General features: G+C 26.2%; 28 protein-coding genes. 12 read left to right on the top strand and 16 right to left on the bottom strand.

The window, feature by feature from the left end; genetic code table 11:
• Window positions 1-96 precede the first annotated feature (96 nt).
• From HR065_RS03700 to HR065_RS00555, 12 genes are all read left to right on the top strand, one after another.
• Window positions 97-225 (top strand): hypothetical protein, encoded by a 129-nt coding sequence (locus HR065_RS03700; protein WP_280527660.1) that lies wholly within the window; start codon window positions 97-99, stop codon window positions 223-225.
• Between the two features lie 39 nt (window positions 226-264).
• A complete protein-coding gene (locus tag HR065_RS00510) occupies window positions 265-429 on the top strand; it encodes a hypothetical protein (RefSeq protein ID WP_178733968.1) in 165 nt (54 codons plus the stop codon).
• Window positions 430-478: 49 nt separating this feature from the next.
• Window positions 479-736 carry a hypothetical protein gene (locus HR065_RS00515; RefSeq protein WP_178733969.1) on the top strand — a complete coding sequence of 86 codons (258 nt, stop codon included), beginning with the start codon at window positions 479-481 and terminating at the stop codon, window positions 734-736.
• Between the two features lie 10 nt (window positions 737-746).
• Window positions 747-1,016: a hypothetical protein gene (locus HR065_RS00520; protein WP_178733970.1), complete on the top strand. Its 270-nt coding sequence runs from the start codon at window positions 747-749 to the stop codon at window positions 1,014-1,016.
• A 99-nt stretch (window positions 1,017-1,115) separates the two neighbouring features.
• On the top strand, window positions 1,116-1,247 hold the full coding sequence (locus HR065_RS03705; RefSeq protein WP_280527661.1) for a hypothetical protein: 132 nt from the start codon (window positions 1,116-1,118) through the stop codon (window positions 1,245-1,247).
• A complete protein-coding gene (locus tag HR065_RS00525) occupies window positions 1,240-1,662 on the top strand; it encodes a hypothetical protein (protein ID WP_178733971.1) in 423 nt (140 codons plus the stop codon). Before HR065_RS03705 ends, HR065_RS00525 begins: the two co-directional genes overlap by 8 nt.
• A 203-nt stretch (window positions 1,663-1,865) precedes the next feature.
• On the top strand, window positions 1,866-2,156 hold the full coding sequence (locus HR065_RS00530; RefSeq protein ID WP_178733972.1) for a hypothetical protein: 291 nt from the start codon (window positions 1,866-1,868) through the stop codon (window positions 2,154-2,156).
• A 4-nt stretch (window positions 2,157-2,160) separates the two neighbouring features.
• A complete protein-coding gene (locus HR065_RS00535) occupies window positions 2,161-2,415 on the top strand; it encodes a hypothetical protein (RefSeq protein ID WP_178733973.1) in 255 nt (84 codons plus the stop codon).
• 361 nt (window positions 2,416-2,776) lie between these two features.
• A complete protein-coding gene (locus HR065_RS00540; protein WP_178733974.1) occupies window positions 2,777-3,082 on the top strand; it encodes a hypothetical protein in 306 nt (101 codons plus the stop codon).
• Window positions 3,083-3,084: 2 nt separating this feature from the next.
• Entirely contained in the window at window positions 3,085-3,570 is a 486-nt protein-coding gene (locus tag HR065_RS00545) for a hypothetical protein (protein ID WP_178733975.1), read from the top strand.
• Window positions 3,570-4,280: a phage tail family protein gene (locus HR065_RS00550; RefSeq protein WP_178733976.1), complete on the top strand. Its 711-nt coding sequence runs from the start codon at window positions 3,570-3,572 to the stop codon at window positions 4,278-4,280. The genes HR065_RS00545 and HR065_RS00550 overlap by 1 nt, the downstream gene beginning before the upstream one ends.
• 388 nt (window positions 4,281-4,668) lie before the next feature.
• Entirely contained in the window at window positions 4,669-5,382 is a 714-nt protein-coding gene (locus tag HR065_RS00555; protein WP_178733977.1) for a hypothetical protein, read from the top strand.
• 167 nt (window positions 5,383-5,549) lie between these two features.
• Here the strand turns inward: HR065_RS00555 and HR065_RS00560 are convergent, their stop codons facing one another.
• The 16 genes from HR065_RS00560 to HR065_RS00635 all read right to left on the bottom strand — a co-directional run bounded on the left by HR065_RS00560 (window position 5,550) and on the right by HR065_RS00635 (window position 21,171).
• Window positions 5,550-7,193 carry a transporter substrate-binding domain-containing protein gene (locus HR065_RS00560; protein ID WP_178733978.1) on the bottom strand — a complete coding sequence of 548 codons (1,644 nt, stop codon included), beginning with the start codon at window positions 7,191-7,193 and terminating at the stop codon, window positions 5,550-5,552.
• Window positions 7,194-7,548: 355 nt separating this feature from the next.
• Window positions 7,549-9,237, bottom strand: coding sequence for a transporter substrate-binding domain-containing protein (locus tag HR065_RS00565; RefSeq protein ID WP_178733979.1), 1,689 nt, complete (start codon window positions 9,235-9,237; stop codon window positions 7,549-7,551).
• Window positions 9,238-9,564: 327 nt separating this feature from the next.
• Window positions 9,565-9,702 carry a hypothetical protein gene (locus tag HR065_RS00570; RefSeq protein WP_178733980.1) on the bottom strand — a complete coding sequence of 46 codons (138 nt, stop codon included), beginning with the start codon at window positions 9,700-9,702 and terminating at the stop codon, window positions 9,565-9,567.
• 114 nt (window positions 9,703-9,816) lie between these two features.
• Entirely contained in the window at window positions 9,817-10,548 is a 732-nt protein-coding gene (locus HR065_RS00575; protein WP_178733981.1) for an amino acid ABC transporter ATP-binding protein, read from the bottom strand.
• Window positions 10,549-10,950: 402 nt separating this feature from the next.
• Complete coding sequence (locus HR065_RS00580; protein ID WP_178733982.1) at window positions 10,951-11,457, bottom strand: hypothetical protein; 507 nt, start codon at window positions 11,455-11,457, stop codon at window positions 10,951-10,953.
• Between the two features lie 2 nt (window positions 11,458-11,459).
• Window positions 11,460-11,939, bottom strand: a complete 480-nt coding sequence (locus HR065_RS00585; RefSeq protein WP_178733983.1) for a Panacea domain-containing protein — start codon at window positions 11,937-11,939, stop codon at window positions 11,460-11,462.
• Between the two features lie 553 nt (window positions 11,940-12,492).
• Window positions 12,493-13,140 carry a hypothetical protein gene (locus tag HR065_RS00590; protein ID WP_178733984.1) on the bottom strand — a complete coding sequence of 216 codons (648 nt, stop codon included), beginning with the start codon at window positions 13,138-13,140 and terminating at the stop codon, window positions 12,493-12,495.
• A gap of 269 nt (window positions 13,141-13,409) precedes the next feature.
• On the bottom strand, window positions 13,410-14,264 hold the full coding sequence (locus HR065_RS00595; RefSeq protein ID WP_178733985.1) for a hypothetical protein: 855 nt from the start codon (window positions 14,262-14,264) through the stop codon (window positions 13,410-13,412).
• A gap of 131 nt (window positions 14,265-14,395) precedes the next feature.
• Complete coding sequence (locus HR065_RS00600; protein ID WP_178733986.1) at window positions 14,396-14,743, bottom strand: P-loop NTPase family protein; 348 nt, start codon at window positions 14,741-14,743, stop codon at window positions 14,396-14,398.
• A gap of 95 nt (window positions 14,744-14,838) precedes the next feature.
• Window positions 14,839-15,471, bottom strand: a complete 633-nt coding sequence (locus HR065_RS00605) for a hypothetical protein (protein ID WP_178733987.1) — start codon at window positions 15,469-15,471, stop codon at window positions 14,839-14,841.
• 226 nt (window positions 15,472-15,697) lie between these two features.
• Window positions 15,698-16,693: an LTA synthase family protein gene (locus HR065_RS00610; protein WP_178733988.1), complete on the bottom strand. Its 996-nt coding sequence runs from the start codon at window positions 16,691-16,693 to the stop codon at window positions 15,698-15,700.
• A gap of 239 nt (window positions 16,694-16,932) precedes the next feature.
• On the bottom strand, window positions 16,933-17,706 hold the full coding sequence (locus HR065_RS00615) for a hypothetical protein (RefSeq protein ID WP_178733989.1): 774 nt from the start codon (window positions 17,704-17,706) through the stop codon (window positions 16,933-16,935).
• Between the two features lie 278 nt (window positions 17,707-17,984).
• A complete protein-coding gene (locus tag HR065_RS00620; RefSeq protein WP_178733990.1) occupies window positions 17,985-18,605 on the bottom strand; it encodes a hypothetical protein in 621 nt (206 codons plus the stop codon).
• Window positions 18,606-18,636: 31 nt separating this feature from the next.
• Entirely contained in the window at window positions 18,637-19,950 is a 1,314-nt protein-coding gene (locus tag HR065_RS00625; protein ID WP_178733991.1) for a hypothetical protein, read from the bottom strand.
• Window positions 19,951-20,239: 289 nt separating this feature from the next.
• Window positions 20,240-20,671: a hypothetical protein gene (locus tag HR065_RS00630; RefSeq protein WP_178733992.1), complete on the bottom strand. Its 432-nt coding sequence runs from the start codon at window positions 20,669-20,671 to the stop codon at window positions 20,240-20,242.
• Window positions 20,662-21,171 carry a hypothetical protein gene (locus HR065_RS00635; protein ID WP_178733993.1) on the bottom strand — a complete coding sequence of 170 codons (510 nt, stop codon included), beginning with the start codon at window positions 21,169-21,171 and terminating at the stop codon, window positions 20,662-20,664. The genes HR065_RS00630 and HR065_RS00635 overlap by 10 nt, the downstream gene beginning before the upstream one ends.
• Window positions 21,172-21,221: the final 50 nt, after the last annotated feature.

Here is a 21,221-nt window from a genome sequence, read left to right on the forward strand (position 1 = left end):
GAAAAAGACCGGTGAATAATGAACGGTGATTAATGAACATTAATTATTTTATTTATTTTTATATTATTTAAAAATTAATAAAAAGGAGATTATGTAATGTCTTACGAAAAAGAAAAACAAAGTAAAATAACAACTTTTGTTATTAGATGGGTTGTTCCTTCTTTAGGTGTTGTTATTCCTTTAATGGTTTGGTACGCTCATAAAGGTTATGTTAAATTAGGATAATTTTTTTACTATAAAAATAAATAAAAAGGAGTTCATTTTATGACTTTAAGAAGTTTTTTAACTATGATGGGCGTCGGCTCTTTAACAGTTGTAGCTTTATATTATTTAGGTGTTGTACATCCTAATAAAGAAAAAGTTAAGTGGTTAAACACTCGTGAAACTACTCAAACAACTCAAAACAATTCTAATACTTCAAATAGATAATTTTTATCTATTTTAATAAAGCAAATTAAATAAAAGGAAATTAAAATTAATGAATAATCAAACATATAATTTATCTTTATCAAATTCAGAATCTAACAAAAAATTAACATGGAAAGAAAGAGACAGATTATTTTTAGAATATTTTAACAATTCTGAAAATAATGAGTCTCGTAATGTTGATAACTTTTTACTCCATCATTTTAAGCATGAGGTTTTAAATGAAAATGGACAAATTAATGAAAGGTATTTAATTTTAAGAACGCATTATATGCAAATGTATTATGCTTTTTTAAATTTAAAAAAATAGGTTTTATTAAATGGATAGAAATCATTTAAAAGAAATTTCTAAAAAATATGGTTCTAAAAAAACCAAGATTTATGATAATAAAAATTCTAAGGTTTTATATGTTGACGGTTTAGGTTCTTTGACTCTTCGCACTCCTGTACAGGTTGCTATTGCTAAAGCCAAAAGAAAAACTTCTTATGAAGAATATAAGAAAAAACAAAAAGCTGCTTCTTCTAAAAAATCCTCTTCTAAAAGTGTAGATCAACAACTTTATGAAGCTTTTATGAATGAAAATAAATAAAAGTTTTTTTACAAAAATAAAACGAGTTTTATAAACTCGTTTTATTTAGAAATATTTTTTCAATTAAAAAATATTCGCATATTAAAAGATAGGTGAAAAATGTTTATCTTAATCATTTATATCATTTTTAAATCCATTAAAAAATCAAATAAAAAAGGTAAAATCATGCAAATCAAACAAATAGAAAATAAAAATAAAATAGTTGTTGACGACGTTTTTAATCATGTTTGAAAATTTTTTATCTATTTCAAAACAAGAGCAAAAACAAAATGACGAACAAAACCAAATTAGAATAAATAATTTTCTTCAAGAATCTCATTTATATAGTAAAGTCTATTTAACTGGTTTAATTTATTCGGATATAAAAGAATCTCTTTTTTTTCTTGATGATATTCCTTTAAAAGTTTATACTTTTGAATTATATTATTTTGTTTTTAATCGTGGTAATATAATTAAAATTGTTTCTTACGGTTCTTTAGCTGATGAAATATATCAAAAATATAAAAAAAATGATAAAGTCCGTTTAGGCGGTGTTTTACATATTAAAAATATTATTAAAAATTTAAAAGTTACAGATGTTTACGATGCTTTTGTTTTTTTAAAAAAAATCTCTCTTTTGCCTTCTGATTTCAACATTTCTAAATAAAAAAAATAAAAATATAAAGGAAATAAAATATTATGTTATTCAAAAACATTAAAAATAAAACTGTTTCATATCTTTTAACGATTTCTATCATTTCTCTTCCTATTACTTTCTCTTTATGGTTTCTTTCATATCTTTTTAATATTTAAAAATAAAAATTCATTCTCATAATCATTTAAAATAAATAAAATAAAAGGAATTTAACTATGTTTAAAAATTATCAAGAATTACAAATCTTAACAAAAAAACACCGCCTTTATCTTTCTTTTTTCTTTCTTTTTTTCTCATTCTTTTATGTTGGTTTAGTTGGTGCTGTTTTATATTCTGCTCCTCCTGCTGATGCTTCATTTTTATTAATGTTTTTATATTTTAATCTTGTTTTTTGGTTTTTCTGGGGTTCTTTTGGTTTTTTCATATATCTTAAAATATTATCAAAACTTAAAGAAATGAAAGAAAATGCTAAAAAAGAAGTTGAAATATTGACAAGAAAGGAATAATCATATGAAAACTAATTTTACCGATCTTTTTCTTTCTTTCTTTGTCGGTGGTATCTTTTCTATTTTTGTCTATACTCAATTTTTTCAACAAAAAATTAATATAGATAAAGCTTATGCTTTACAACTTAAAAGAGAATTCGTTGATGTTTTACAACGCAATAAAGTTATTCATAAAAACTTTTTTGACAATTATTTTAATAAATCTATTGAAAGAGATATTAATTTAATCACTTCTAAATATTTAGATATTTATTTATGACCTATTTAACTCTTATTAAAATCCTTTTCATCTTTCTTATATTCTTTCAATTCTTATTTTTTTATTTAAAATATAAATATTTTGAAAATCCTTTTAATAAACCTCTTTCTTTCAATTATTTCTTTTCTTCTTTCTTTTTTTTACTTTTATTATCTTTTTACGATTTAAACTTATATTTATCTCTTTAAATATCTTTTTACACATTAACAAGCCTTTAAATAGAGATCTTTACTTTTCTAAAAATTATTTATATATATTTTTTTCTCCTTTAACGCTTTCTTTAAAGGCTTGCGAATGTGTAAAAAATCCATTCTTTTAAACCAATAAAACCAATCAAAAAGGAGGCTTTAAACAAAATTTAATGACTAAAATAGAAATACTTAAAAACAACTCTTTAATGTGCGAAGAACACTATAAAAAAGATGTTATCCAAAAACGCGTTTTTAGTAATGGCGATGTTTATCATTACAAAAAAGGCTTTCTTTATAAACAACATTTTAATAATGGTGATGTTTTCGAATTTCAACCTATTTTTAGAGGTAAAGTATTAGTTAAATATTTTAATAATGGTGATGTCCATCGTTTTATTTATGATAGATATAATCAATTGATTTCACAAAAACGTATTTTGAGAACTTCCAATTTTGAGAATTATGAGGATTATTAAAAATGCTTGATTTAAAAGATGTTTTACATAATTTAATCCAAACTGATTATTTTACCGCTGTCGCCTCCGTTGCTATCACTTTAAGCGTTGTTTGGGTTGTTTTAAGAATTAAAAAACTTCAATTTAAAAAAGACTACCGCGAGGAGCTCAGGGACTTAATCCAAATCTATATTGGTGAGGGTGAGATGAGTGTTAAAGAATACACTCTTTTACTTAGAAAGATGGCTCATTTAGGTAACTATACCGGCGTTTATAGGGATTCTGTCTATAAAATGATCAGAGAATTAGGAGAAAACGGAGATATACAATTTTCCGAAAACATTTTTGAAACTGAAGAAATAGAAGCTGAAAGAAAAAAAGCCGCTCAAAATGATGAATTAGTTAAACAAATGTTACAAGAAAACCTTAATCTTAAAAAACAATTGGAAAATAAAAATAACCCCGTTTTAATAGATACAGATGAATACGACTGGCATAAAAATAAATAATGGTTATTACAACCCTTAAACAATTTTTCCATACCTATTTTCCTTTATTCCAATATGGTTTAGAATCCTTTAATATTCTTAATGTTTATCATTTTTTTAAAACTTTTATAGTTTCTTTATTTTCTTTAGAAACTACTGATTTTTTTAGCTTAAAACTCTCTTTATGGCGTTTATTCCCTAATGTTTTAAAAATTATCTCTTTTCCTATTACTTTTATATATTCTTTTATATATAACACTTTAAATAAAATCTATATCTTTCAATTATTCTTTTCTTTATATGATTTTTTAAAAATGTTTATTAAATTTTTTATTGATATTATCACCGATGTTTTTTCTGTTTTAAAAAATATTATTTATGGTATTTTTGATTCTGAAATTCTTTCTTCTTTTATTGGCGGAGGTCTTTTAGCTCTTTCTTCTGTTACCGCTTTCACTTTTAAAATTGATGCTGGTGCTCCTGTAAAAACTGCTGTTAATATTTTCTCTTTTATTATTAATTCTTTCACTAATTTTTTTAATCTTTTTTTAAAACTAATGTTTAAACTTTCGGATCATTTATGGAAACTATCTAATGTTTTCCTTAAATGTTTAATTTATGTATATACTAAACTTTATAAAGTTTTAATTATATTTTTAATATATTTATTCTGGTTTGCTCAAACTCAGCCTGATCCCCAAAATATTGTTATTGTTAAAGAGGAGGAATAATATTAATGAAAGAATATGATGACAACAATTATTTAATGTATTTTGTTATTTTATCTTTATTCTTATTTTTCCTTTATTTATTTATCGGTTCAAAAATATTTAATTAATTTAAGAAAGGAGGAATTTTATTATTTCTCAAAACATTAAACCCAATGAAAACTCTATTACAGATTTAATTATCTTTTCTATCTTAATAGGTCTTTCTATTTATATTCTTTATCCTTTATTTATAAAAATTAGAATTAAAAATTATCTTCCTCCTACTGAATATAAAATTGTTTATGTTGATAAGGAAGTGATAAAATATGTTGATAAACAATAATTCCTTATCAATGTTATAATTAATAACATATAAAACAAAATTTTAAAGAAAGATAATTAAAAAAATATGTCAATAATCAAATTTAACAATAGATATTATAAATTAATCCCTTTTATAGTTATTCTTTTAATTCTAAGCGGTTTTATTATTGTTTTAATATCAAGTGCTTATAATTTACATGTTGAACAACAAAATATTAAAAATGTTAAGCCTGAACCTCAAATTATTTATGTTGATAAACCTTCTTCCGAAACAACACAAAGTCAACCATTTTTTTTAACCCAAGAACAACTTCCTCTTTTAAATGATGAATTCTTACAAATTTTAAATGAAGAACAAGTTAAAAATATCTTACCCGAAACCATTCCTAAAATGAAATGGGTACTTTTAAAAACTAAAACACATTTTTTAACCAAAGAACAATTACAATATCTTTCTCAATATTCTCCCAAATTTTTAGGAGATTACATTCCTTATAATTTTTTTAATCATCATGAATCTTTTGTTAAAATGAGTCCTGAAAACCTTCCTTTAATTCCTCCTTTAGGTCTTTCTCAAGTTAAACCTCAAACTTATAATCAATTATCAAAAGAACAAATCCAAGCTTTTACCACCGAACAATTAAAAACTATTTTTGATTTTAATTATTCTGAATTAACACCTGCTTTTTATAAAGCGGTTGGAAGTCAAAAAGCTATGGATTTAATTAAAACCACTGATGTTAAAAATGAAGCTAAAATCGCTATGCAAAAATATTACACTATTAACACTAATTTATAATTAATTTTTTTCAATAACTCTATTTAAACAATAAAGACATTTCTTTATGTCTTTATTGTTTATCTATTTTTTTTTACTTTTTTTAACCCTCTTTATCTTTAAAACTCCCTATTTTTAATTATTTTTAAAAAATAAAGAGAAATCATTGTTTCAATATTTTCCCTTGGTTACGCTTTCTTAGGATGATGTTTACGGTTAAGTATATAAACCACATTAACCAAGAATAAATAAATCAGACTGATCAATAATAAAGGCGTTATGCCGTCAAAAGTGATCGCTATTTCTTTGTTAGCTTGATAAACTAAATTAGCTACCCCTATTAAACCAAAAACAGCTGTATCTTTAAAATTAATGATTAATTGGTCCCAAATAAAAGGATAAGTTCTTTGGAATGTTTGTTCGAAAATAATATGTTGAAAGACTTGTTTATTATTCATCCCCAAAGCATAAGCTCCTTCTATTTGTCCTTGATCTAAAAAACGTATATTTCTAAACATAATCGCGGCTAAATTAAAAGCCGTATTAATGGTTAATAATAATAAAGCGGTATAAAAAGTAGCTAAAAACTGTTCTTTTTGAAAAAAGTCGAATTGGTGGGTTAATATTTTAGAAACAATTAACACTTGAATAATCATCGGAACAGCTTTTAAAGCATTATCTATCCCATCTATAAACATTAATAAAGCTTTTTTAACGTAAATAACTCCTTTAGGAGAGTTTTTTTGATGAGAAGCAAACAATTTCATCAATAACACTAATAATGAGAGAAAAAAGCCTAAAAATAAGCCATTTAACGCTAAGGTAACAGAAATAATGAAAGCCTTACGATAAAAAGGCAATTGTTTGAACATTTTGACAAAAGTATTTTGGGGTTGTTGTCTAAGCGATTGAATATGCACAAAATCTTGAAAAGCTTTATTCAATAAGTCTTCTTTCTCTTTTTCATTGATTTCTTGAACCGCTTGAATTAATTTTTCTTTTAGACCATCATTGCGATCTTTTTTTAAAAAAAGAGCGACCGGTGGAATAGTAAAACCCTCTAATTTAAAAGCTTTAAAGGATTGATCATTATCGCTTAATAGCTTGATCGGTGGATAATCAAAAAGACAAATATCCGCGCTTTTATTTTTCACTAAAAAAGATGATTCCGTACTATTTTCCCTTGCTAAACCACCTCCTAATAAACGCCATTCTTGTAAAGTTCTTGTCGTCTCGTTCGGCAAATCAAAAGTACTATGAGTAATGGTGCTATATTTGATAGGATTATTATCTCGAGCAGCTTTTAAAGCGATGTTTTGGAAATCTTTTTTAGAAACAGTATCACCTTTAAGATCTTTAAAACGTGGATCATCTTTTCTAATTAAAACTCCTACCGCTGGAGAATAATATTCTACCGCTTCCATGGTTTTTAATCTTTCCTTAGTGGCATTCATTCCTCCCATGATAATATCAGTTGACTCATTAGGAATAGAGTCTAAAATAGCGGGATAACCATAATGTTTAATGATTAGTTTTTTGCCTATTTTTTCAGCTATTTTATTCGCCAATAAAGAATCAAAACCACTAGCATATTCACCATCTTGGGTCGGGAAGCTATCTTCAGAATCCGGATGCCCGTTAAAAGCAAAAGGCGGGAAAACCGTATGCATTCCTAAAACCAAATCTTCTCCTTTTTTTATTTGGTTGGTTTTGTCCGAATAAACATAAAAAACCATATAATTCAGCCTTAATAAGATCGGTAAAACCACTAAGAACCATAAAAATAAACGATAATTTTTTTTAAAAAATTGACTAAAGGGCGTTGTTTTCATATAACCTCTTTCCGTTTCCTAGATTCCTCATGTCTCAATATTAGTTAATGAAGTTAGGCGATAATGGGGGTAAATAGAAAAAAATGATTTTTCTTTTTTATTGCTTTAAAAAATTTTTAGAATAATAAAACTAGTTTTAACTCTTTTTAACGATAAAAAGAAGAAAAAAATTAATACAGTAAGAAACACATCCATTAAAAAAAGATTTTCTTTACAAAACATCTTTTTTAATAATATAATTCTTTCTAACCTTATTATTTATTATAAACCAATCAAAATAATTTAAACCAATAAAAAAGAAAAAAGTCATTTTTTGAGGATGACTTTTTTTGTATTAAAAAATAGTAAAAATCAATTAATTAAGTTTATTGTTTTTACGGTTAAGAACGTAAACTACATTAACCAATACTAGGTAAATTAAAGTGATCGCTAAGAAAGGAACAGTTATAGAAAAACTAATAGCTGTATCTTCTTGCGCTTTCAATACTAAATTGGCAACGTTTATTAGTCCAAAAACAGCAGTATCTTTTAAGTTAATTATTAGTTGTTCCCAGATAGAAGGGACAGTTCTTTTAAAAGTTTGTTCAAAAACAATGTGTTGGAAAACTTGTTTTTGATTCATTCCTAAGGCTGAAGCGGCTTCCATTTGTCCTTTATCTAGATATTGGATATTTCTAAACATAAGAGAGGATAAATTAGCTCCCGCATTAACGACTAATAACATTAAACCGGTATAAAAAGAACCTAAATAAGCGTTGTGTTTGAAAAAATCGAAATTATGAACTAAAAATTTAGAAAGCAATAACACTTGAATAATCATTGGAACAGATTTTAAAGCGTTATTTAAAGCATCTACAGTTGTGAATAAACCTTTTTTCAAGTATTTAACACATTTGTTAGAACTGTTTTTGCTTGCGCCAAATAATTTAAGGACTAATAAGAATAAGGATAAAAAGAATCCTAATAATAAACCATCAACAGCTAAAGTTAAAGAAATTACTAAAGGTTTGAAATATGATGGTAATATTTTGAAGACTTGTACCGTTGTTTCAACAAAAACATTTTTTGCTTTTTCTTTAGGAGCGGATTGAGTTAATTCAGCCATTTTAGCTTCATCTTCAGAAGCTTTTTTGAAAAACTCTTCTCTGTCTTGTTCGGTAATTTGATTAACAGCTAATTGTAGTTTTTCTTTCAAACCGTCTGGACGTTCTTTTTGAAGAAATAAAGAAACAGGTTCAACAGCAAAGCCTTCTAACTTAACCACTTTTAATGCATCAGGTTTTCTGTCTGCTAAAGATTTGGCAGCTGGATATTCAAAAACACACATATCAGCAGCTTTATTTTGCACTAAATCAGAACATTCGGCAGCACTTTCTCGAGGATTCCCACCTTCTATCTTTAAACCTTCAAGTTTTTGGGTCGGTTCTTTATCTTTTAAATCGAAAAGAGAACGTGTAATTGTGGTATATTTTAAAGGCTTGTTTTGATTTTTAGCATCTAAAGCGATTTGTTTAAAAACATCATACGGTACTGTTTGACCGTTTTGATAATCTTTAAATCTTGCATCATCTTTTCTTAATAAAAAACCTACAGGAGGGGAATAGTAATTAACGGCGTCCATTACTTGTAATCTTTCAGGGCTAGAATTCATCCCTCCCATAACAAAGTCAGTTGTACCTGTTTGAGGAGTATCTAATAAAGCCGGGAAACCATAATGTTTAATTACTAGTTTCTTACCCATTAAATCAGCTATTTTTTTAGCAACAAGAGGGTCAAAACCACTGGCATATTTGCCTCCTTGAGCTTTAAGAGCGTTAGGAGCATGTTCTTTACCTTCTTCACCACCTGAAAAAGCGAAAGGAGCTAAAATAGTATGTGTCCCAAACACTAAAGTGTCTTCGCGGGAAACTTCTGCAGCTTCACCTTTTTTCTGAAAGGTAACAAAAACCATATAATTTAACCAAACTGATAAGGGTAAAAAAACTAAAGCAAATAATAATTTTTTATAATTCTGTTTTAAAAAGTCGCTAAACTGTGTCTTCATAAGATATATCCTTTTTTATTTTCTTTTTTTCTATCAAAATACGTTGAAGTAAGGTGAATACAAATCATTGTTGATATATTGATATTAAAAAATGTTTTAATAGCTTAAAACAGCCAGAAAGAACTATTTTTACGGTCTTTTTCTTTCTAGTGAAAATAAAAAAGTATTGTTTTTTTTGTCAATGAGAAAATAGATGGAGTTGATTGAGTGTGGGAGATGATTTAAGAGAATCAATTATATTAAAAAAGAAAAGTTTTTTTAAAAAAATATTTACTTTTGCAGAAAGAAATATTTTTAATTAAAAATTAAGAACGTTATTTCTTCTTTTCATAATCGATATAAACCATCTTTTCTTAACCAAAAAACCAAAGAAGATCCCATTAATGGTTTGAATACTATTTCATTTTCCTGCTTTAATTTATTATAATTATTTTTAATATTAATAATGTTAATGTCTGATTCCATATTTTTTTATTTCCTTTGATTTCTTTTTTATTAAATTTTTAAATATTATTATCTAATACTTTTTTTAAAAACTAACGAAATATTTTTTTTAAAAATCACCCAGAGATTTGATTCTTATAATTCTTCAAAGAAAGAACGTGTTTTAGGGAAACGATCAGTGTTAAAGATTTCTTTTGATGTTCCTTGTTCTAAAATTTGCCCATTTTCCATGAAACAAATATTATGAGAAACTTTTTGAGCGAATTTCATCTCATGAGTTACGATCACTAAAGTCATCTCTTTGGTTTGAGATAAATTTTTTAAAATTTTCATTATCTCTTGGGAAGATTCTGGGTCTAAAGCCGAAGTAGGTTCATCTAATAAAAGAATTTCGGGATTCATACATAAAGCTCTTGCTATAGCGACTTTTTGTTTTTGTCCTCCTGATAAAGTAGTGACATCAGCGTTCACGAAATCTTCTAAACCAACTTCTTTTAAATGTTTTAAAGCGTTTTTTTTCGCTTCTTCTTTATCCATTTTTAAAACCTTAACTGGAGCTAAGCAACAATTCTCTAAAACAGTTTTTTCTTGAAATAAATTAAAGTTTTGGAAAATCATGCCTACTTTAGTTCTTAATTGAGCTAAATTAACGTTTTTATCAACGATATTTTCGTTATCAATTAAAATTTGACCTGAATTAGGTCTTTCCAGTAAATTAAGGGTTCTTAATAAAGTAGATTTACCACTTCCAGAATGACCAATAATGGTGATAATTTCTTTATTCTTAATCTTTAAATTAATATCCCTTAAAACAGGTTTTTCATTAAAAGATTTGTATAAATTTTTGATCTCTATCGCATATCCCATAATATTCTTTTCTTCTCCTTTTTTGGGTTTTTACTAACATTTATAAAAACAAACAAAAATTAAATTATCTTCCAGCAATCTCAACATCTATTGACTAACAAAAAATTAGGATTTTTAAGAAACATCAATCTACTAATTTTTTGTTATTAAAATTATTGTATCATATAAAAAAGGAAAAATCAAATTATTTTTGCAAAAAGAATACATTTTTAAGAAAAAAAACAAAGCAAAAAGGCCAATATAAGATCTTTTAGATAAAAAAATTATCCTTTAACATTTGACCAATATTGAAAAAAACTCCATTATAAAGGTGTTTTTACCTTTCCAAAAAAGACTTTATAATAAAAAAATCCCTCTCGTTGAGGGGATCCATGTCTACTAATGTATTTTTTTCAATAAAAATCATTTCTTTTTGAGATAATTTTTAGTTTTTCGCCAATGTTTGTTTTGTTCTTGGGAAGAAAAAGGAGAGATTTGTAAAAAATCATATATTTGTTGATGACATTTATGGTTTAATTTTCCCATAGATTGATAAGAATTGAATTGGTGAAAAGGGTCATAACCCACAATATAAAAAACATTTTTCTCAAAATAACCAAAAACACGTTGAGATTTATCAATTTTTATTTTATAAAAAAGACGAAAATGAAACATTAAATTTTTTAATTTAAATTTAAAATGACGGAATTTATCTAAAGGGTTAATATTTAATTGTTGGATAGTGATCTTTTTTTTATTACCATGAGATTCAGATAATTTGATTTCTGCTAAAGAACGGTTATCGAAAAAATTTTCTAAAGTGATTTTTATTTTAGCAAAATCCATTTTTAAAAATTTCGCTTTATGTAAAATGATATTCATTTTGTCCGCTTCTTCATCAAAATATTTAACTTCTGTTATTTTATACATTTTTATAAAGGTTTTTTCAAATTGGCATAAGAAAGAACAATCGTTTCGTTAGAAATACGGTTTAAATCCCAATCCACGCTGAAATAAGAAAGATCCCAAGGAGAACCATTTTGATGAGTGATTTCCACTAATTTAGCTGTCGTCTTACGACCATATTTTTTTAAAATATATTGCAATGTTTCTTTTTGTTTTTCGTCTAATAAAAGATCAGGATTTTGATCAGTCAATTGAAAATCTTTAGGAAAAGGTTGATCGTATTTCATAGTGTGACGGTAAAGTTCAAGAGAAACAGGTCCGTGAGCCCAAGCTTGGAAATCGTTGAAAAATAAAGAATTTTTTTCGTTATCAATACAATATTTAGAATAAGCTAAAAAGACTAATTTTTGTAGTTTCATATTAGTATAATCATTTTTATTTTGGTGTTTGATTAAATATTGAGCGATATCAAGAACATGAAGAGGATGATTATTTTGCGTTTCCATTCTTTTTCTCCTTTAGTTTGATTACTAATATTATATATTATTTGGGCTTATTTTTCAAGGTTATTGTGATGTTTTTTTATGAAATGAAAGTTTGGGAGGGTTTTTTTCATATGTTGTTCCCTCTCTGGACAGAGTGTGTTGTGTGAATTTTATTATTGACAATTGGTTTTGTGAATTGCAAAAGACTGTAGGTGAAGGAGGGTTTAGGGAATTAGTTGCTTGTTTGCAAACTATTTTTTGATTAATTCAAAATAAATTTAATTTCTTGAAGTTATTTTTCATTGTTGACATTAAAAAAAGAGATTTATTATCGTGAATATTAAGGTTCGAAAAGAAATTCATCGTTCTAATTCTTTGTCTAAAAGGTTTTACAATGATTTATATTTATAAATGCACTTTTATGAAGAGTTAAAATTATTTTTGCTTCTGATGATTTGATTGGCAACAATAAGTATTTTATAGAAAATCACTATCTGTTAATATCACGATCTTATAAAAAGTTAGCTTCAAGGGAGATTTATCGCTTTAATACTGGAAAAACGAAAGTCATAGTTTATTTGCGTCTTTTTTTAGGTCTTTTAAGGGAAAATATTTTCTCATCATTTAATGTTTTATTTTTGAAAAAAATAGATAATACAGACGTAGAAACAATAAAGACAGTTATAATTGATACAAAGATAAAGAATTTAATCTTTTCAGTATTGTATTTTTTTAAAGCATCATAAGGAAATTTATCATTTTCAGATGTAACACCTAAAATCATGCTGGTTACAAAATAAATTAAAGGATAAATGGAACCAATGTAAAATTGTTTTAATTTTAAAGAGGTCGTATCAGCGGCAAAATAATAAATGATAAAAATCGGCATTAAAATATAATGCTCTAAAATAGCCACCAAATTAGAAAAACCCGGATTATAATTAAAAAAGCTTTGTTGGCTGCCTTTACCGATCGCATATAAAACCATCGTTAAAGTAGAATTAATAAAAGTGATAAAACTAAAATATTTATTATTTTCTTTTCCTGTGCAAAAAACGATAATAAAATAAAGATTAACTAAAACAACAGTTTGACGTGTAAACAAATACAAAGAAAAATAGTTTTGCTCTTTTAATTGACCTTTAACCAACCCTAAAGCCAGAGTAGTTAAGCTAAATGCATAAAGGTAAAAATTTAATTTTTCTTTTTTAATTGTCATCATTTTTTTCTTCTCGCTTTCTTTTATAAGATGCTTCTTCTTTTTGATTTTTTTACCTTCCATAATAAAGGGTTAACATTCCTTAATCTCAACTATAAAAGTTCTTTTTTTTAAAGAGAAAAAATGAATTTATAATTTTATTGATTATTTATATTTTATAATAAATTCTTTAAAAGTCAAGTCTAAAAATATTATTTCTTCACAGAAAAAAGATCCCTTCATAAGGGATCTTTGGTAAGATAACGATTATTTAAAGGTAGGAAGAGACTATTTTAAAAAGATATTTTGTTATATAATTTTTTTAAACTTTTTTTGTAAATCATTTTATAAACTAATTTATTCACGATAAAAGTAGTTAAAACAATAAAAGCACTTATTGAAACGAAAGCCAAAAGACTTAAAACAATGTTAGAACCGAAAGTAGCGTAAAACTTATCTTTCATAAAGCAAACAACTATCGCTAATATAATATTGTATAATATCGATTCTAAAATAAAACCTACTGTCGAGTCTTTTTTTTCGTATGTTTTATAAACTTTTTCTGTTTCTTTACGACTAAAACCTAAACTTTTTAGATAATTAATTTTTTCTGGTTTAATTTTTTTAAGCAATTGTTCGTAGTACCAATGGTTAAAAAAGTAATAAATGAAAAACGCTACCACACTCAATAAACCAAATATAAGAAGCAAATGCCATTGGGTAGATAATGAACCTTGGTAAAGGAGATCAAATAATAAAGCAAAGAAAAACAAAAAAACAGGGGTAACAAAATTTCCCGGTCTCATAAAGATGAAATTGAAACTACTTTCGTATTGTTTTTCTGTAAAGTCTAATTTAGCATCGGAAAGTGAAAATTCAGATAAGTGAGACTCAGTAGGTAAAGGAGGTAAAACTACCACATTGTCGTGTGCCGTTTTGTCATTCGGATGACTATCTTTCACTATTTTTTGGTTTTTAAATTCTACTGTTCTATCAGGTTGAAGAACTTGTTGCTCGTTTTTATCTGCCAAAACAATCACTAATTTATTTGCAGATAATTTTTTTAAATTATTACTAATTTCTTTTTGTGTTGCTGCATTCAAACCATCTGTAGGATTGATAGCTACAATCACAGGCGTATCTTTCACAATAACTCGCGCTAGATCTACTTTTTGTTGTTCTTCTAAAGTTAACTCTTTTTCTAAAGGTAAAAATAAATTATTACTTTCTACTTCTGTTTCGTATAAACCGTCTAAATGATAACTTTTTAAAGTTTTATTTATTTTTTTAGATCAACTGGTTTATTTTGCAATTCTAAAATATAATTTATATTTCTAGTGGTAAAAGTATCATTAAAACCTAAGAAAAAACTAATAATGTGGTTTCTATAAGAAGACAATTCATCTGAAGTTAAATCTTTTAAATTTTTGTTTCCTACGAAAATATCTCCTGAATCAGGAGGCGTTAAGCCTCCTAATAAACTAGAGAGTTGGTATTTTGATTCTTCGTGCAAACCAGTCATTAAAACTAATCCTTTTTGAGGAAAAAATAAGGAAATATCGTTTAAAGATGCGTTTTCACCTAATTCGTTTGGTATTTGTTTAGATAAATGTTGTATTTTTAACATAAAGTTAATCGTCCTTTTTTAATTTATTAATTTTCCGCTGTAAAGAGTAACTGGAAATAAAATGTTATTATATTAACTAAAATAATTTTATCAACTTATAAATTTGTTCTGCGAGGAGGATTTTCTTTTTTATTATATTCTGTCACTTCCTTTTCTAAATTGACTTTTTGATAAAATACGTAGTCATAATAGAAAAATAAAATCAAAAATAAAAATAAAAAGATAAAATTCAACAATTCCAAGATAGACAAGGAATTTTTTAATATGTCGAATCTAGGAATAACATAATGAGTCATTAACGTAATCGCCAACATGATAGAAACATTAATCGTTTCTAAGATTTGTACAATTTGTTTTTTTCTCATCAATTTTTCTCTTTTTAAGTTGATTTCGTCATTATTAGATAAAGGTTTTTCAAACAAACTTTCTTTACCTTTTCTTAACTCTTCTATTTTTGGGTTTTTCTTTTCCTTATTGTTTTTTCTATCCATTTGATAGCCCCATTTGGCAAATTCAGCTATTACGAATATATATAAAAAAACGTTCCAAAAATTAAATAAGGTCTCTTTGCCGTATGGACTGGAAGGATCCGCTTCTTTACCTCTCTTAAAAAGAAAAAAAAGTACCACATCTAAAATTAAACCTAAACCAATCATGACAAAAAATAAATCTACTTTTTTTTGTGGTGAGGAGGTTTGTGGAACTATCGAAGTTTTTTGATTTTTCATTAATAATCTCCTTTAATTGTTAAAATAACAATTTGTCTTAACAACTATAATTAATAAATTTAAAACAGAATAAATGGTGAAAAATTATTCGTTTAACTTTATTATACTCCTTATTTTTTGAAAGTCAAGGAACAAAATGTTAACATTTTGCAAAAAAGAAGAGCAATAAAAAAGATCTCTTGCAGAAGAGATCTTGCTTAAAAAAGGCTTATTATATGTTGTTTTATCAATTTTTATTAGCTTTTTTGGGAGATGAATTATCCTTTTCTGTGGATAATCTATAAAGAATACTAACCATTTTAAAAATAGATGTAAAGATCTGCAATATCGCTATTAATAAAAGACTGATGACGATCCATTCGTATTTTTGAGGTATTTGTTCTTTGACAAATTTATCAACCACATCCAAAGCGATAACCCACATCCAAGCGCCAATAAATACACTAAAAAGTGCTAATAGAAAAGCGATAATGTTAATATACCATTTAGTGGAAAAAACGCATAAAAGAGAAATAAAAAATACTATCAAGGATACGATAAAAAGAGTTTGAACTGTTTTAAGAAAGCGAGAAGGGATAGTTTTTTTATGCAAAAAGTACAATAAAGACATAAAAACCAGAACTAAAATAGTTCCTACCAAAGGGACTGTAAATAACAAGACAACTATATTAATACCAGTTTGCATCTTATTAACATGTTGAAAAGCCTTCCCTCTGAAAGCCAATAAACTTAAAAAACTGCCGAAAAAAAATCCTATTGCCAAAGATAAAAAAATAGTGCCTATTTTTAACAAAGGACGGAAAGAGAAAAAACCAATTGCCCATAAAATAGCTGATAAAAAAAATATTCCCATCGGCAAGAACAATACTAAAAAAGCGTAAACATCTTTTTTTTGAGCATCATTATTGAAAGCATTTTCTATAAAATCTAATTTATCACATATCAAAGTGAAATTATGAGCAAAACTTTTCAAACCTTCAATACTTGAAAATTGACGATAAGTCAAAAAGCCTATTGTAATAGTTATCACCAATAAAAGGCTTAATTTAAACATTACACTTTTATAAGTAACCGCTTGGTCTGTTTTTTCTAAAAGATTATTTTTTTGCAAAGCTTTCATCTTTTTAGTCAATAGACGATCAATATCGTCTTTTGGGGGCTGTTTTAAAAGTCGTTTCACCCTTTTAGAAGGGTTCAATAAACGGTCAAAAATATTTATCAAATTGTATCCCTCCTTTCTTACATTTTTGGAAATAGCTTAAAGAATAACTTGAAAAATGAATTATTATCGCATCAAAGGGTTTTTTTACAATAATAAGATATGATTATTTATATTATAATCCTTCTTTTTTCAAAAGTCAAGGAACAAAAGGTCATTTTCTGGCGAAAAGTTTGGAGATATAAAAAAAGATCCCTAAATTAGGGATCTTTCAAAAACTATCCTATTAATCATCCTCTTTTTTAACGGACATATTGAGGACCAGTTTTGTTCCAAAAAGCACCGCAAAAACTAACGAAATAGAACAAACTAATTAAATAGAGAATAATCATTTCTTTCTTGTGAACTGTTGTTTTGGTTAAACTTTCAGCATAACATTCTTCCAGAATTTCAGAATATTTATAATACAACAATAACAATATTGCTATCATAGCTAAACTGACACACAAGGAGACAAGTTGATAAACATAAAATCGCCACACCAACAAGAGAGATAAAGAAATCAATAAACCATCAAAAATAAAAGTCCAAAAATAAGCACTAAATTTAGTTTTTTTAGATAATATTTTGATAAAGGTTTTATGGTCTGCTAAAAAGGCATCATTATAAAATAACAACCAATTTCCTGCTATTAAAGGGAAGAAAAATAAAAACCTTGCAAACATTTTACCATTAGAACCTGTTTTGGTAATATCAGGTATTTGACCTTTAGGATAACAATAAGCATATATGCACCAAAAAAAGGCATACATCAAAGTCGGGAACCAAGCTTTCTTGATGAAATCAGTTTTCATTATTAAAGAACCTATTAAAAAAGTGACTGATAAAAATAATATCATAAAACAACTAGGATTGTAGTCTTTACAAATCATCGATAATAAAGCAACATGTCCTTCAAAAAAATTAAAAACCGTTTCATAAGAAAATTCATTAAAATAAAAAGCATGGCTAATTAATAAAGTAGCTAAAATAATATTAAAAATTTTTAATAAAGAATTATTGTTTTGTTTTGTCATAAAAAATCAACCTATTTTGTTTTATTTTCTTTGTTTAAATATTTTTTGGAGATCCAAATAAACTATGAGAATCAATTGCCCTTCATTTTCTTTGACCTCGCTAAAAGACCTTAATGAGAGGGGAATTAATCATTGAAAAAATAATAATATTATTTATATTTTACTCCTTCTTTTTTCAAAAGTCAAGGAACAAAAGGTCATTTTCTTGCAAAAAGTTTGGAGATAGAAAAAAAGATCCCTTTTTTAGGGATCTTTTGAAAAACAAACCAAATCTTTTATCAATTAACTTGAGAACCTTTTTTAGGTTGATTTTTCATTTCATCTTCTTCGTCTAATGATTGTTTCGCACAGATAGCGTAATAAAGTCTAATTTTGACGAAATACCAGACCAACAAAGTAATAATGGAAAGAGGTAAAAAAACTGGTTTGAAAGAAATAAACAATTCAAAAGCAGGGATAAAATACCAAAAAAATAATATTTCCATAAAAATGATAAATGGTATTATCGCATCTAACGCTTTTAAAATGTTTTTTTTCAAAATAATTTTCTGTTGTCTTAAACTCATTTTAAGATCATTAGATAATTTATTATCAAAAATATAAACATTATTCGTTAAAACATGGAAAAAAATAGAAATTTCTTCTTCTGTATTTGTTTCGTTAGAATCTTTTTCACGCATGAAACTCTTGCCCAATCGGTGAGCTTGGAAAAAAACAATGATATAAGAAAAAAATTCAAAAACATAAACAGGCAATTGATAAGCATCAGGATTATTTTTGCTTCTTTTTTGCTTAAACATATAAAACATATAACATAAAAGTAAATTAAAGATGATCCCGATAGACATCGTTAATAAATATAAAGAACGTTTTTTAACAATATTTTCTTTCTTTTCCATAATAAACTCCTTTTGTTTTTGGAATGGTTTTTCAATTTTCCAATACATTGCCCTCATGATCAACTATAACTATTGCGTCTCCTGGATCAATTTCATATCTTTTTTCTTCTCTTGGGAAGATTATTATTTTAACATTATCATTTAAAGATAATTCGATAGGTTTTGGTTTAACGAATTCATCTTTCAACAATTTGCCAGTTTTTATAGTCATGTCTGTTTTTAAAATATTTAACATTTGTTTTGCGGTAAAACTTATTGCCACTCGTTTGAAAGGTTGTTGAACTGTTTTTTTAGCTACATTTTTAGCTATCCCTTTAGAAACGCCTTTTGTAGCAATTTTTTTGCCGCCTTTAAAAAATATTTTTCCTGCTCCGAAAGTTGCAGCATCTACAGCTAAACTTACACCACTTTCAATCATTTGTCCTTCATCTTCGCGAACAGTACCTTCGATAAATTCTATTCCGCTCAAAACAGTTCCTACTATTGGAACATAACCGCCAATATTGTAAACTGTATTGAAGAAATCTCCAACACTATTATCGGTTTTTAAAGTTAAAAAGTTTTTATTATAATCTACATGAATTCCATTTCCTAAATTTTCTTTAAAAGTAAAATTTTTAATTTTATAAAAATGTTCGTTATCGTTTAAAATTTCTTCTATCGTGTATAAAGGTATTGAAGAAATTTTTTCTTCTTCTTTGACGTTAATATCTAATTGAAAACCTTGAGAACCGTATTTGTTTAAAAAATAACCTTTTTCATTTGGCGTTTTTTCGTCATACCAACGATTTCTCCATTTTTCATAAGACCAAAACCAAGGTCGCCACTCTGAAGGAACAACCCAATTTTTTTTAAATGTTTCAAAATATATTTTTTTATCCACTTGCAATTTTAATTGAGTATCGCAATATTTTGTATTATCATAAAAAATATATATATTGTCTACATTATTTTGCATTTTTTTCAATTCATCTAAAGAAAAATAATTATCTTTGAATTCTCGTGTTCCTCCATCGAAATAAATACCTAAAAGATTAGAAGGAGGATTTTTAATTTTAGCATCTAAATTTGGATTTGAAAGTGCATTATAGCAAGGTTCAGAACGGTTTATTTTAATTTTTTTGTTTAATTGATCTTCGGCATAAAAATTAACTAATTCTTCCTTAGAAATCGCTGGGTAGTGTTGTTCTAATAAAATATGATGAATTTTAGTTTTAGAATTTTTATCATATTTATCACTTTGATAAGGTGAAAATGCGATTATTTGATAATTATTATTAAAAAAAAATATCGAAAACAAAACGAAAACAAATAAAAATTTGTTTTTAAAGTTGTTTTTGTACAATAAATTAACCTTCTTTCATATTTATATTTTTTCTATATCAAAATATTGGAAATATTTTTTTATATTAAATAAAATATGATAGTCCATTTCAACCAATCCTCCTTAACCATACCAAAGTGCGCTGACTAAAATCTCTCGTTGAATCGATATGATTATTTATATTATACTCCTTCTTTTTTCAAAAGTCAAGGAACAAAAGGTCATTTTCTTGCAAAAAGTTTTGAGATAGAAAAAAAGATCCCTAAATTAGGGATCTTTTAATAAAATAAGTTTTTCTTATAAACAATTATTATCGGAAATACTTATAAAGTATGAAAGTTGATATAATTGTGATAATACAGGAACAGAATAATATACAAATTTTAAAAGCGTTTTCTTTTAAAAAATTGTTTTTTTCTTGCTTTTTCATTTCGACTATTATAAGGGCAATGTTTTTACCCAACACATAAAGAACGGAAGGACTTACTAAAGGGTAAAAAATAATATCTAAAAACCAAAGTTTCTCTTCAAAAAGTTCAAAACCGAACAAACAAGTCGATGCAAGCACTATTAAAACGTCGAAAACAAAGTTTAATTTTATAAAAAAGCTTTGTTTTTGTTTTGTTATTTTAGTAATTATTTTCGTCAATACGTTTGTCCCTAAAAAAGCTTTATTTTTAATAGCTGTTAAGTAATAACCGGTGCCGAACAAAATAACGCCAATGAAAGTATCTAAAAACATAACTGAAAACAATTGGGTTGTTGAATTACCTGTATATTTCGAAAAAAGCCAAAGTACCTTCTCAAATTGAATTCTTTTTTATTGTCGTTTTTTAATACATAACAAGAATATATCTTATCGCGATATTCTTTCAAGAATAAAAATAACAGAATTAACACAATAGAAAAGACTGCCCACGCGAAAAAAGACCTTTTTAAAGTCTTTTTTGCGAAAAAGAAACTGCCTATTATTAACATGAACAAAGTGAAACTAATTAAAAAAATAATTAAAATTAAGAGCAAATCCGGATTTTTATGGTCGAATAATTTGCTAGCGATGACAGCAATTCCGCCATTTCCGCCTGGATTGATTCCTTGGTTATAAAGTTCCCACTCGCCGTGCGGTTCAAAGTTCTTTCCAGATAAAACAATAAAGAATAAGCCTAAAGTAGATAATAATACTCCAATAAAAATTTCTACATAAGGGCGATATGTTGGATCTTTTTTCTGGGATTTTTTCATTTTTATATCCTCATGTTTTCGTTAAAATTAAAAAATATTAATTTTTTTTG

Origin of the sequence: Candidatus Phytoplasma pruni (genome assembly GCF_013391955.1) — a bacterium.
In the GTDB taxonomy this organism is placed as follows: Bacteria; Bacillota_I; Bacilli_A; order Acholeplasmatales; family Acholeplasmataceae; genus Phytoplasma.